Here is a 13,135-nt window from a genome sequence, read left to right as displayed (position 1 = left end):
CCCACTAGGGCGAGCTCACTGGAAACCCCGGGCAAGCACGATGTCGAACACGCCACGACGCAGCTCACCATCCTGCTGCAGTTCGATGGTGTTGGTGGTTCGTTCAGCCGCCCAGGGGTCGCCGGCAATGAAAGGGTCGCCCTTGAAGTAGAGCTGCAGGGTCACGGGCACGTGGAGCGACTCCATCACACGGAAATGAATATGCGCGGGGCGCATCAGCCCCCCGTACTTTTCCAGACCGGGCAGGTTTGGCGGGACGGGGTAGCGACCCGGCATGACGGTCTCGATGCGGTACTTGCCCTGCTCATCGGTGTAGAGCATTCCGCGTAGGCGGAACTTGCCCTTGTCGGTGAAGTTGCCCGGCGTTTCGGTGTCGTAGAGGCCGGCGCCGTTGGCCTGCCAAATTTCGACCAGGGCACCCGGAACCGGAGTGCGGCAGTCCGAACTGAATACGGTGCCGGTCACTACCAGGCGCTCGCCCGGTTCCTCGGGCCCGGCCAGCCGCGACAGGAATGGCGCGCCGAACCGGTAGTAGGGACCGAGAATGTCGCCTTGAGTAAGCGGGCAACCCTGCTGAGCGAAGGCCCGCCCGGCCAACAGGCCGCCTCCCAGGAGGACTGCGCTTCCACCCAGGAAATGACGTCGAGATAGGCATGCTTCCTTCATTCGCTGCTTGTCCACGTCCGCCCCTCCCCGGTACAGGACCCGGTCGTAGTGATGACGGCACGCCAGACTTCCCGCCGTCAGCGAAGACGACGAGGCGTGTGCCTGATGAGTCTAGGCACTGGCCAGAATCCCGTCAGGCCGGCCCGCCAATTCAGTGTTTCGCTGAGATATGACAGTGAGAAAGAGACAGGCTCGATTCTGCGACGAGCGAGGGGCAGGCGTACCTGTCGTTCCCGTGTCGAGAAACCCAACCTCCCCTTCTTCGCTGCAACTCCACTGCCCCCCATTTGCATTCGATGTGACCAAACCTCCACAGCGTGGGAGCGCCGCCATTCGCACCTGAAATACATGCGCAAAGTGCCCGTGGGGGAAAAGCGTCAGATAGTCCATGTGGACGAGGTGGAGGATTTCCGGCTGCTTGTACTTTGAGCGCGCAAATGCAAGCCGCTCCCGCATGACAAAACCAACAAGGACCACATGCATGACAGCCGACTTCTCCGCCTCTCGTCCCTGCCGTATCCATCAGGTTCCCCAATGGGATCACGAGACCGATGTCCTCATCGTTGGATTTGGCGCTGCAGGTGCAAGTGCCGCCATTGAGGCCGCCAGCGCAGGAGCGGCTGTGACCCTGCTGGAGGCCACTTCCGGCAACGGTGGCACCAGCGCCATGTCGGGGGGCGAGATCTACCTGGGGGGCAGTGGAGGCACTCCTGCCCAGCGCGAGGCAGGCTTCAGCGACGACACCGAGGATCTGTTTCGCTACCTGATGATGGCTGGCGGTGCCGACGCGGACCAAGCGAAGGTGCGCCTTTACGCGCAGAGCAGCCTTGCCCACTATGAATGGCTGGTGGCACAGGGCGTCAGATACAAGAACACCTTCCTGCCGGAAAAAATGATGGAGCCGGTGACGGATGACTGCCTGATCTGGTCCGGTAGTGAAGAGGCCTGGCCATTCGTTGAGCAGGCCAAGCCCTGCCCTCGCGGGCACACCCCACAGTGGGTCGGCTGGGGCGGAGGACGCATGCTCATGGATGCCCTGGCCGCTCGCGTCGAAGCGCTCGGCGTGGATATTCGATACGACAGCCGAGTGCTCACGCTGATAGCAGATGACGCCAATGCCGTGCATGGCGTGGTGGTCCGCAGCGATGGCCAGATCCGTTTCATACGCGCTCGCAACGGTGTGATCCTGTGTGCCGGTGGCTTTGCGATGAACCGCGACATGGTCAGGCGCTACGCACCGCATCTGCTGCGCTCCGACGACCCCATCGGGACACCTGGCGACGATGGAACCGGCATCCTCCTGGGCAGGAGCGTGGGGGGCGCCGCCATCCATATGAACGAGGCCTTTGTCAGTCTGCCCTTCTACGCGCCGGAGTCGCTGGTGAAGGGAATCTTCGTCAATGAACGCGGCCAACGCTTCATCAATGAGGACTGCTATCACGGGCGCATCGGCCATCACATCATGCAGCAATCCGGTGACCGCATTTACCTGCTGGCTGACAACGCGATTTTCGAACGGCCGGCGGAATTCACCCGCATCGATATAGCGGCAGTCGGCGAAACCTGGGAAGAGGTCGAGCTGGAACTCGGGCTGCCGGAAGGCGCCCTGACCGACACGGTGGAAATGTATAACCGCCATGCCGCCGACGGCCGCGATCCCTTGTTCCATAAAGCCGGGAAATGGCTCAAGCCACTCAATGAGCCGCCCTTTGTCGCGCTGGATTGCCGAATCGGCTATGCGTTTTATCCCCATTTCACGCTCGGCGGCCTGGATACCCTGCCGACTGGCCAGGTCGTCACGGAGAAGCGAGAGCCGATCGGTGGCCTGTATGCGGCCGGACGTACCTCGTGTGGCTTGCCGCGCTGGAGCGGCGGCTACAGCTCGGGCCTGTCGCTGGCCGATGCCACTTTCTTCGGGCGACAGGCGGGGTTGAACGCCGCGAAAGCTGCGATCGAAACAAGTCATTAAAGACGGCCTGCCGCGCCCCTCCCCGGCTCAGAAGCTGTCGAGGGACGTGGTCATGCGTCATCGGCTCTGCCTTGAATGCTCCAGGAGTCTCTGTAGGTGCGAGGGGGACGCCGAGTCCGGTGGTGAGCCAGGCGCAGAGGTCATGTGCCGAGCGCGCGGGAACCCAATAGGGACTGACAAGGAAGGACCTGATATCCACGGCGGAGACAGGTCCTGTCCTGCACCTGTGCAATCGGCCCGATCGCGGCGACTATTGCCCTTGTTTCCATGACAAAGCGGGCCAAGCGATTCCAGAGAATGCCCGGCTGCCGTGCGTCGTCATTCACCCGGCGATTGTGAAAAGCGGCCAAGTCTATCGCCGAGGTTGCGCTCCATATCACCATCAGACTGCCCACCCTGCCCGAGCATCCAACGCACTCGACTGATCGTTTCCTGTTCATTCATGCCAGGGACAAAGCGCTGTGATTCGTCGATGAGCGCCTTTTCCGACGCCGCGCTGACGTCATCCACTACAGCCTTGATGTGGGCTATCCCACTGCCGGGGAACCCGGCGATACGGCGCGCCAGGTCGTTGCAGAAGCCGCTGAGTTGGCTCTCGGGCAGTGCGCGATTAATCCAGCCATAGCGCTCGGCGGTGCTCGCGTCGAAATCTTCGCCGCCGAGGCACACTTCCAATGCCCGCGCGCGTCCCAGCATCTGCGTGAGTCGTACTGTCCCGCCGGCCCCCGGAAGCAGTCCTACTGCGACCTCCGGTTGGCCCAGCACCGCAGTTTCAAGGGCGGCGAAACGCATATCCAGGGCCAATAGGAACTCGCTGCCGGCGCCCCGCGCGCGGCCACGCAGCTCGCCAATCGTTACCTGGTGGAGCCGGCTGAAACGTGTGAACAAGACACTGAGCGGGCTGGCTGTTCCGGGCAGCAAGGTCATTGGCGGTTGGTCGAGTTGGCTACCCAAGTCGAAGTGAGCCAGGAAGAACTCCGGATTGGCGCTTCGAAATATCACCACCCGGGTTTGAACGTCATTCTCAAGGTCTCTCACCAGCCGCATCAGGTCGATCACCATTGCGCGGTCAACCAGGTTGATCGGTGGGTGATCGAAACTCACGATTGCCACACCAGCATGATCTTGACGGGTAAAAGTCTGAAATTCGGTCATGGTCGCAAACTCGAGTTGGAAGTACCCCAGATTGCAGAGAGGCGCCCTCTTCCCCCAAGCACTATGCGTTTGGAGAATGGCGTTACCAACATCTCGCCTCATCTGGCTTCAGGATGGGCGTGGCGCATGGTCTGATCCAGGGCTGTGGACTCAGTCGACAGCAGCAAGAAGCCATCCGAATCGGTCAGCGCGAAAACCGTTTGCGATAGTCCCTCGGAGAAATAGCCAGATGCCGCTGAAAGGTCGCCCGCATCCGCTCCTCATCCCCGAAGCCGCATTGCCGGGCGATCTGTTCGATATTGCGTCCCGAGTCTTCCAGCAGTCGTCGTGCGGCTTCCAATCGGAAGATCTCGACAGCTTTTGCTGGTGAGCGGCCGGTCTTCTGTTTGTACAGGCGGGAGAAGTTTCGTGGACTCATGCGGCAACGTTCGGCCAGGGCCTCCACGCTGAGGTCTGGCTGGTCGAGGTTGCTGGCGAGCCAGCGGTGCAGTTCGTCGAAGGCGGCGGAGTCCTTGGCCTGGGCTTGCAGCAGCTGGCTGAACTGAGCCTGGCCGCCCGGCCGTTTCAGGAACACCACCAGTTCCCGCGCCACCTGCATTGCCACCTCGCGGTCACAGTCCGCTTCCACCAGGGCCAGCGCGAGGTCGATGCCGGCACTGACGCCGGCAGAGGTCCAGACCGATTCCTGCTCGACGAAGATGGCATCGTTGTCGACGTCAATCGATGGAAAACGCGCCTTGAGCATCTCGCACATGGCCCAGTGGGTGGCAGCGCGCTTGCCTTCCAGCAGTCCGGCCTCAGCCAGCAGGAAGGTGCCGCTGCAGACCGAGGCGGTGCGGCGGACCTTATGTGCGGTTTCGGTTAGCCAGGCGATCAGCTCCCCCGACTCGGCCACCGCCCGCTCGATTTCCGGTGATCCGGGCACGATCAGGGTGTCGACAGTCGCGATGTCGATGCTGTGCAGCGGCTGGGTATCCACCACCAGGCCTTCGGCCGTAGGCACCAGACCGCCGTGCAGGCTGGCAGTGAGTCGTTGGTAGCCGGGCAGGTTGCGCTCCTGCATCGCCTTGGATGCCGCCCAGAACACCGTCTGGGAGCCGGTCAGGTCAAGCAGGCCTACTTGCGGGTAGGCGATGAAGAGAATGGTACGAGGATGACTTGGCATGATTTCCGGGTTTTGTGTCGTATGAGCCGTAGTCTTCCTCTCCTAGCATGGGCCCGTCAAACGATTCCCCAAAAGCCAGGAGTACCAAATGAAACGAGAAATCCTGATTGTCGGTGGTGGTTTTGCCGGGGTCTGGAGCGCGTTGAGCGCCATGCGCCTGCTCGATCGACATGGACGAACGGATATCGCGGTGACCCTGCTCGCGCCGCAGCCGGAGCTGCACATCCGCCCCCGTTTCTATGAACCCGACGTGCAGAGCATGAAGGCACCGCTGCTGGAGCTGTTCGCGGCGGTGGGCATCCACTATGTGCAGGGCACGGCACGGCTGATCGACCCGGAGAACCAGCGGGTCGCGTACCGGGATGCGGAAGGCAACAAGGCTTCCCTGGGCTACGACCGCCTGGTGCTGGCCTCGGGCAGCCGCCTGACTCGCCCTTCAATGGCGGGCATTGACGAGCACGCCTTCGACGTGGACCAGATCGAGCAGGCGGTTCGCCTGGAGCGGCATCTCGAGGGGCTCGCCCGACGGCCGGCGTCGGCGGCGCGCAACACGGTGGTTGTGGCGGGCGGTGGCTTCACCGGCATCGAGACGGCCACGGAAATGCCTGCCCGGCTCCGGGCCGTACTGGGGGATGACGCGCCGATCAAGGTGGTGGTGGTCGACCGGGGGGCGCAGATCGCTGCCACGCTGGGCGATGGCATCCGCCCGGCGATCACCGAGGCGTCTGCCGAACTGGGCATCGAATGGCGCCTGGGCAACTCGGTCGCCGCGGTCGATGCCGGCGGCGTGGAGCTGGCCGATGGTCAGCGTATCGAGGCGAACACGGTGATCTGGACCGTGGGCTTCCGCGCCAGTGACCTGACCGAGCAGATCGCCGCTCCGCGTGATGCCCAGGGCCGTCTGCTGGTGGACCCGTATCTCAAGGTCAACGGGCAGGCCGCTGTCTATGCCGCCGGCGATACCGCCCGCGCGGCAACCGATGATGCCGGCAACTTCACGCTGATGTCCTGCCAGCACGCCATCGCCCTGGGCCGGCATGCCGGCAACAACGCCGCGGCCGATCTCATCGGCGTGGCGCCCACGACCTACAGCCAGCCCAAGTATGTGACCTGCGTCGATCTTGGGGCCTGGGGCGCGGTGTTCTCCGAAGGCTGGGACCGCCAGGTGAAACTGGTGGGCGACGAGGCCAAGGAGCTGAAACGGCAGATCAACACCCAGTGGATCTATCCCCCGGTGGCCGATCGTGCCGTCGCCCTGGCCGCTGCCGATCCGGCAATTCCCGTGGCCTGACCTTGAAGGCACGCGCCGTGACCGGCTCGTGCCTTTTTCCACCTGGGCTGGTGCGTCCTGAACCGGCGCCCAGCCCGCGTTCGAAATGGGCCGGCCGGGTGGCTGAAGCGCGGGTCCCAGGCGCCCGCTCCAGCGGCGACGGTGCACGAATAAGCGGCCGGCCGGAGCGCTCCGTGGCCAGGGTCAGGCCTCAACCCCGAACGAGATAGGCGCCTTGGGGAATCCGATTCTGCAGCTTCTTGCATTTGTCGGGCTTTGGTTGCTGTCCTGCCGGACGGTCAGGAAACCAGATCCGGCATTTGCCACGCGGCGGCATCTGGCCAAGGGGGATGCGCAGTTCTTCCTCCGCAGGCAACGTCTGCAAAGACGCGGTTTGCAAACCACCTACCTCACGGGGTTGCCGGTCAGCCGTTGGCAACTCCGTTGCGAGCGTTTCATTGGCGAGTGCGCCGAGCTGCTCAGCATTTGCGGGCGAGTCAGCCAGATCGGCCGCGGCGATTCCTGCCTCACGCCCCCTTTCCACGTCCTTGTCCAGGCCCACCCGGATATCAGCCGGCTCATCCACCTCCGCCATCGACCCGTATGCCACGCCCGGCCCCATGGCCTGCCGGGCCGTCTGGATCAGCTGGAGATTGCGCTTACGCAACTCGGCGTCGTTGCGCGCGCGCGCATTGGACCGAGTGGCCAGGGCGACGGCCTGCTCATACTGTCCCTGCTGGAGACGCACCTGCCCCAGATAATGCAAGGTCGCGGGATTGTTCGGTTCGATGCGCAAGGCACGCTCCAGCGTGTCGCCAGCCTGTTCCACCTCACCAAATTCCAGTTGCAGCGCCGCCGCTTCCAACATCGCAGCCGACGCGCTGTTGTTCTGCTGGGCGGCCATTGCCGGCAACGAAGCGGCCGTGCAAATGGCCAGCATCAGGACTGACATAAAGCTCTTGGCTTGCATCGAGGGCGTTTTCATCTGGATTCAGACCGAAATCTCAATACTGCGGGTGATGGGGCTTGCTGATTGTCCGCCGTAGCCCGGTTTCACACGCGGGAACAAAGGACCTGGAACGGCGGTGAACTCCGACCCGCAGGGCCACCCGAAGTTCCTGCAGAGCCGCAGCCAGCCATCGGCAACGAAAAATCTCCAAAAAATTGGGGACAGGCGACGATTCTCACTCCTTGCAGAGCAGCAGAATCGCGGTCTGTCCCCGCTATTGAATAGTGATCCCGATATTGATCAGGGTTGGTTATTTACTCGCCTTAACCGGCCCTTGATAGTAAGGCAAGCTGTCAATCCGTGGTTTGTAGAGACCATCCGAGACACTGTTCCTGACATGCGCGGCAATCTCATCAAGACGAGCGAACCAGACGTCGCCCTTTTCCATCATGTATTCAATCAGTTTTGTGACCTCATGCCATCGCGCCAGGCGACCGGACAGGAAGGGGTGCCAAACCGGTATGAAAAGGCCGCCGTATTCCCATGCCGCATCAAATTCTGCCTTGAACACTTCAACAGCCCGTTGAGGCGATTGAATCGGCATCTGAAAATCAAGATCGATGCTGTGCATATACTGAGGCCAGTCATCCAGAGCCCAGCTCGAGGGCAGTTCCACCAGCTCCCCGACAGAGGTACGCAACAGATAAGGAACATCGTCCCCCATCAATGATGCGTCATAGCTGAAGCCTCGTTCGATCAGCAAGTCAGCGGAGTGCTCCGACATGTTGTAGAGGGGCGCTCGCCATCCCCGTGGGGCCTGACCGGTGAAGCGCTTGATGGTCTCGCAACCGCGATCGAGCCAATACGCCTCCTCTTCTCTGCTCAACTCGTTCGGGTGCTCGTGTATATAGCCGTGATGGCCAATCTCGTGGCCGCCTTCGACAATCGCCTCAATGGCCTTTGGATATTGCTCGATGCACCAGGCCGGAATGAAAAACGTCTGCTTGATCTGGAAGCGCCTGTAGGTTTCCACAATTCTCGGGACCGCTACGTCAGGTCCGTATTGCAGCATCGAGATACTGGCAACGCGTGTCGCCGAGTCTTTAGGGTGTGCCACATGAAGGATGCTGTCGGCATCCATGTCAAAGGTAAAAGCTACTGCACAACGTGCGCCATTTGGCCAGGAAATAGGATTGCTAATCATGCTTGATCACTCCAGATCGAATAGATTTGCTCGCAAAGACAGCGGCCAGGAAAACCATCAATATTCGTGATCGATCAACCAATTGGAATAATGTTCCAACCCTTTCTCCAGGCTCCATTCCGCTCGATACCCCAACTCCCGCTCCGCAGCACTGAGATCCCACTCCCCCTGTCGATCCAGATGCCAGTAACCGCCACCGATTTCGATATCGGCGCCCGGGATCAGTTTCTTGACTACATCTACGGCCTCATGCAATTTCCAAGGACGATCGCCAGCAATATTGAACACACTTCCTTTGATATCCTTTGCCTGCGCCGCCATCAACACCGCACGCACAACGTCTTCAACATGGACATAGTGGAATCGGTGGTCGCCGCCGGAGGGGAGGAAAAATTTATCGCCACGCTGAACGGTTTTAAGGATATCCCTGAGAACCTGCGGCATCTTGTTTTCAGGACCGTACACTTCTGCAATGCGCAGGGAGACGACCTCCATGCCATAGAGTTCGTTATAGACCCGACCAAAATGTTCAGTGGCCAGTTTGGTGACACCGTAAGGCGTGGTCGGATTAACCGGAGCTTGTTCGTTGACCACACCCTCGACATGCCCATATACGGTTTCAGAGGAGAAATTGACGAGCTTCTTGATTCCCGCCAATCGCATCGCCTCAAGCAAATGGACGGTGCCATCGATATTTGCCGCCACCGTCGTAATCGGCAGATCTATGGACAGATCGGGATGCGACATTGCCGCCGTATGAATTACACGATCGATTTCAAACTCGCGAATGGTCTTTACGATCCGCGGGATGTCATATAGCTCTCCCTGCACGGGAGTCATGAATTCCGACTTTGCCTCGGAGTAGTCACGGTTGTAACTAACGACCTGGACGCCCTGTTCACTAAGCTTTTTGGTCAGGTATCGGCCGACGTATCCAAGGCCGCCGGTAATCATCACAGCGCTCATCGTATTTTCCTTTCTTATTGGTCGAATTAGAGCAATTCAGTTTTTGAGAATGGCTGACTCAATCAATTGCAGTCTCGACGAATCGGCTCAGATCGCGGCTCCGCCATTAGGACTGACAATCTGCCCAACCATGTAATCACCAGCCGGCCCCGCCAGGGCTTCAACCATGGCCGCGATCTCTTCGGCTTTACCGAAACGCTTCAATGGCAGCGCCTCACGCGTCGCATCGTTGTATTCGATGGTGTCTTTGATCAGCATGTCGGTCTCGATCGGGCCAGGGGCCACCGAGTTCACCAGGACACCGGACGGGGCAACCTCTTTGGCAACCGCTTTTGTCAGGGCGATCACCCCACCCTTGGAGGCGCAGTAAGCTGCGTATGTCGGAAATCCAATCAGACCCAACTCGGAACTGATATTGATGATTCGCCCTTCACGGCGAGCGAGCATGCCCGGCAAAACCGCCTGCATGCAGACCCAGGTCCCCCCGAGGTTGGTACTGATCATCTGCTGCCACTGTGCCCAGGTCGTCTCCGCCACTGTGGCCGACACCAGTCTCCCGGCATTGTTTACAAGGATGTCGACCCGACCATAGCGACTCTCCGCCTCACGTATGATTCCGGTTGCTTCTTCGGGATCGCTGATATCAGCTTGAACAGTAATTGCGTCTCCACCGTTTTCCCGGGCAATAGGTATCACTGCGTCAAGCTGATCACTGGAATCGAAATAATTGAGCACCAGATAGTCTCCAGCCATGGCAAAGCGCTTGGCTATCGCCAGACCGATACCCTTTCCAGCACCGGTAATTACTACAACACGCTTCATTAGTTCACCTTTTCCTGATTAAAGGCCGAGCAAATCTCCGACGCCTCACGTGGACTCCGTAGAGGCATCATCTGCGTGGATATTTGATAGCGCGGTAAAGCCGTTACGGTCAGCCCAGGCGGGCTCTGATATGAAAGGCTTACCGCACTTTCAGAATCACGACCGTACTTAAACTTGAGAAAGTTCGGCTCGCCTGGATGCGCGCGATCGCAATAGCAGGATCATTACGCCGGACAGGATCGTCAGCGCGCCAAGGTACCAGGCGGTGTACATGTCCTCCGGAGATACAGGATTCGCCCCAGCGGTATATCCAATGTACCCAAGAACAGAGATTGCGAGTGATGCGGGGATCGAGAGAGTCAACGACACCCAGAAACTTTGGCGTCGCCAGGTCATGGCAATGAACGCGGCGATAGCGGCCATGTAGGACATCACCAAGGTAATGGTCACCACATCGTAGTACCAGAGGATCTTGTCCAGTGGTTTCCACCAGAGCAGCGCAATGGCGACGGCCGAAACAATGACGCTGGCCAGCCAAGGTGATTTGGTTTTGTTTACCGACTTGAGCGCTGTTGGAAGATGCCCTTCCTCACTCATCCTGTAGAGCGTACGGGCAGCCGCGCTGGAGGAGATCTGCAGTCCCGCGCAGGCGGAGGTGATCACCACGAATAACGCGATCCAGGCCATGGCAGGCGGCAGGTAGACATTCGCTACGGCTGCGATCGGTCCACCGTTGCCATCCTCGATGATTGCAGCCAGTTCTTCTACCGGCACTGCAAACTGCCAGCCGATGGCCGCGAGGCTGTAGATGATGAATGCCGAGGTCAGTACGAGCAGCATCGAGCGTTGCACCGTCCGAATCGGAACACGCGACTCTTCGATGTAGTTGATCGCTGAATCGAAGTTGGCGAGCATCCATACACCGAACAGCACGGCTGGCCCAATGGCGGACAAGCCACCTGCCCCCTCCAGGGAGTACATGGAGGTGATCGACAGATTTTGAACCTGGGGATTGATGAGCCCCATCAGGCCCAGTCCAGCCACGACGCTTATTTCGAAAATCAGGAAGACGCTGGCTACCTTGGCTGTCGCATTGACTCCGTTACAGGAAATGACCAGGAAGCTCAGGACCATCCCGGTCCCAATCAGTTTGGCGTTCAGCGGGCCGGCCAATGCCGGGATCAGTGCCTGGACATACTCGGCGCCAATGACGGCGCACATTGCCATTACGGCCGTGCACGCAACCGCGTACGCCCAGCCGAGGACGGTTCCCATACCGGGATGCAGAAATCGCGACGTAAATGTGAAAACCCCACCGGCTGACGGCGCCTGCCGAGTGAGCGCGATCATGCAGAAGGCCATCACTAGCATCGGAAAGAAGTACGCAATCAAAATCGCCAGCGGAGCATGGTGGCCAGATATCGAGTAAAGAATCGACATCGAAGATGCAGCGATCCAACCTGGCGCATTGAAACCGAGCGCCGAAAAAGTTACATCTCTGGTATTTAGAGTCCCCTTGTTGAGGGCGGTATCCAGTTCACGAACAGCTCCATGTCGATCATAACCCAGGATTTCGTGTAGTTTCATTTTTCAGGCTCTGATTACTAGCTTCAGGAGATATTGTCGCGCCGCATGGATTGAATCCAATTGAGCGCATTTCTTGTAACCCAGCTAAACAGAATGCGAACACTTCAAACCCGAACAACTAAAAGCAAGATAACTTTCCGATAACTCGCCTTACGCAGTCTCTCCAATCTACTTTATCGCCGATACGCTCAACGCCGCGTGAAAAAGACACTCCACCCCGAGACATCCGCATGCCTTATCGAAAGTCTCGAACGAGTTGGCTCTGCAAAGGAAATATCAGGCGGTAATATTAATTGAGCGACTATCCAGAGTTAGACAGGGCTCGATCAGTCGCGGCACCCAACCCATCTGAAAGGGGAGTGGCCGAGTATAGGAGCGGAAAAAATCAACGTACCATCAACAATGGTCGATGCTTATATCGGAGCAAGCGAAGTAGAGGGTTCAATGAATAGGCGAACCAACAGGTCGCCTATTCATTGCGGCAAACAGGGATTCACCACCCCAGTGAACTGCGGCCTTAAGGTCCCGCGCACAAACCGGATGGACATCTGCAAAGCCGACGCAGGAAACCTGGCTGCAAGCTCAAACAGCCGTTCAGGCGATATGCGCCGCGAAGCCGACCCTCTCCGGCGCCACCTCGGGTTTCAGCGTGAGCGCGGGTATCTCGTATTCACCGGCGTTCTGCGGCCGGAACGGAATCGGTGCGGTCTGCCAGAGGTCGTCGAGGCGTTGGCCGAGCTCGTCGCGGATGGCCGCGAAGCGGGACTCGTCGATGCGGCTGGTGCGATGGACCACGAATGGCGGCAGCACGTCGAAGCCGGGGTAATAGAGGATGCCGTGGTGGATCGGGAACAGCACGTCATCCATGGGCCCGTTGATGCCCCGGGCACTGTAGTGGGACTCCCAGCCGCCGGTGGTGACCATCAGCATCGCCCGCTTGCCGGCCATCGAGCCTTCGCCATAGCGGCTGCCCCAGCGGACGTCGGAGTGCTCCCCCACCCCGTATGCGAAGCCATAGGCGTAGACGCGCTCCACCCAGCCCTTGAGGATCGCCGGCATTGAGAACCACCAGAGGGGAAACTGCAGGATCAGCGCATCCGCCCAGCGCAGCTTGTCCTGTTCCTGGGCGATGTCTGCGCTCTGCCGGCCGTTGGCGAACGCCCGCTTGGAGTCCAGGGATGGGTCGAAGCGCGCACCGGGCTCGTAGTCCAGGCTGTCGCCGGCGTCGAGCGGGGCTTTCCAGTTCATCGCATACAGGTCCGAGACCTGGACGGCGTGCCCCGCCGCCTGGAGGCGCTCGACCGCGAAGTCCTTCAGTGCGCCATTGAGCGAGCCGGGTTCGGGATGGGCGTGGACGATCAGTACATTCATGGTGGAAACCT

At 59.9% G+C, this 13,135-nt stretch carries 11 protein-coding genes; 2 read left to right on the top strand and 9 right to left on the bottom strand.

The genetic code is table 11. The annotated features are described in order from the left end of the window. Positions 1-15: 15 nt before the first annotated feature. A complete protein-coding gene (locus tag E8F12_RS11185) occupies positions 16-681 on the bottom strand; it encodes a twin-arginine translocation pathway signal protein (RefSeq protein ID WP_280325302.1) in 666 nt (221 codons plus the stop codon). 466 nt (positions 682-1,147) lie between these two features. On the opposite strand from E8F12_RS11185, the gene E8F12_RS11180 reads away from it, so the two are divergent. Then, on the top strand, positions 1,148-2,635 hold the full coding sequence (locus E8F12_RS11180) for an FAD-dependent oxidoreductase (RefSeq protein ID WP_280325301.1): 1,488 nt from the start codon (positions 1,148-1,150) through the stop codon (positions 2,633-2,635). A gap of 318 nt (positions 2,636-2,953) precedes the next feature. Here the strand turns inward: E8F12_RS11180 and E8F12_RS11175 are convergent, their stop codons facing one another. Both E8F12_RS11175 and E8F12_RS11170 read right to left on the bottom strand, forming a co-directional pair. After that, a complete protein-coding gene (locus tag E8F12_RS11175; RefSeq protein WP_280325300.1) occupies positions 2,954-3,790 on the bottom strand; it encodes an enoyl-CoA hydratase/isomerase family protein in 837 nt (278 codons plus the stop codon). A gap of 184 nt (positions 3,791-3,974) precedes the next feature. After that, a complete protein-coding gene (locus tag E8F12_RS11170) occupies positions 3,975-4,955 on the bottom strand; it encodes a GlxA family transcriptional regulator (RefSeq protein WP_280325299.1) in 981 nt (326 codons plus the stop codon). Between the two features lie 88 nt (positions 4,956-5,043). On the opposite strand from E8F12_RS11170, the gene E8F12_RS11165 reads away from it, so the two are divergent. Further along, positions 5,044-6,246, top strand: coding sequence for an NAD(P)/FAD-dependent oxidoreductase (locus E8F12_RS11165; protein ID WP_280325298.1), 1,203 nt, complete (start codon positions 5,044-5,046; stop codon positions 6,244-6,246). 190 nt (positions 6,247-6,436) lie between these two features. Here E8F12_RS11165 and E8F12_RS11160 read toward each other — a convergent pair whose 3' ends face one another. The 6 genes from E8F12_RS11160 to E8F12_RS11135 form a co-directional block, all read right to left on the bottom strand. Beyond that, complete coding sequence (locus E8F12_RS11160) at positions 6,437-7,195, bottom strand: tetratricopeptide repeat protein (RefSeq protein WP_280325297.1); 759 nt, start codon at positions 7,193-7,195, stop codon at positions 6,437-6,439. 289 nt (positions 7,196-7,484) lie between these two features. Further along, positions 7,485-8,378, bottom strand: a complete 894-nt coding sequence (locus tag E8F12_RS11155; RefSeq protein WP_280325296.1) for a polysaccharide deacetylase — start codon at positions 8,376-8,378, stop codon at positions 7,485-7,487. Positions 8,379-8,435: 57 nt separating this feature from the next. After that, the gene (locus E8F12_RS11150; protein WP_280325295.1) at positions 8,436-9,344 is read right to left on the bottom strand and encodes an SDR family oxidoreductase; all 909 of its coding nucleotides are present in this window, start codon (positions 9,342-9,344) and stop codon (positions 8,436-8,438) included. 87 nt (positions 9,345-9,431) lie between these two features. Then, on the bottom strand, positions 9,432-10,166 hold the full coding sequence (locus E8F12_RS11145; RefSeq protein WP_280325294.1) for a 3-oxoacyl-ACP reductase family protein: 735 nt from the start codon (positions 10,164-10,166) through the stop codon (positions 9,432-9,434). A gap of 168 nt (positions 10,167-10,334) precedes the next feature. Continuing rightward, positions 10,335-11,753 carry an APC family permease gene (locus E8F12_RS11140; RefSeq protein ID WP_280325293.1) on the bottom strand — a complete coding sequence of 473 codons (1,419 nt, stop codon included), beginning with the start codon at positions 11,751-11,753 and terminating at the stop codon, positions 10,335-10,337. Positions 11,754-12,347: 594 nt separating this feature from the next. Next, complete coding sequence (locus tag E8F12_RS11135; RefSeq protein WP_280325292.1) at positions 12,348-13,124, bottom strand: NAD(P)H-dependent oxidoreductase; 777 nt, start codon at positions 13,122-13,124, stop codon at positions 12,348-12,350. Positions 13,125-13,135 lie beyond the last annotated feature (11 nt).

This window comes from Pseudomonas sp. BN102 (assembly GCF_029871245.1).
In the GTDB taxonomy this organism is placed as follows: domain Bacteria; phylum Pseudomonadota; class Gammaproteobacteria; order Pseudomonadales; family Pseudomonadaceae; genus Metapseudomonas.
This window is presented reverse-complemented; position numbering and strand designations above follow the sequence as displayed.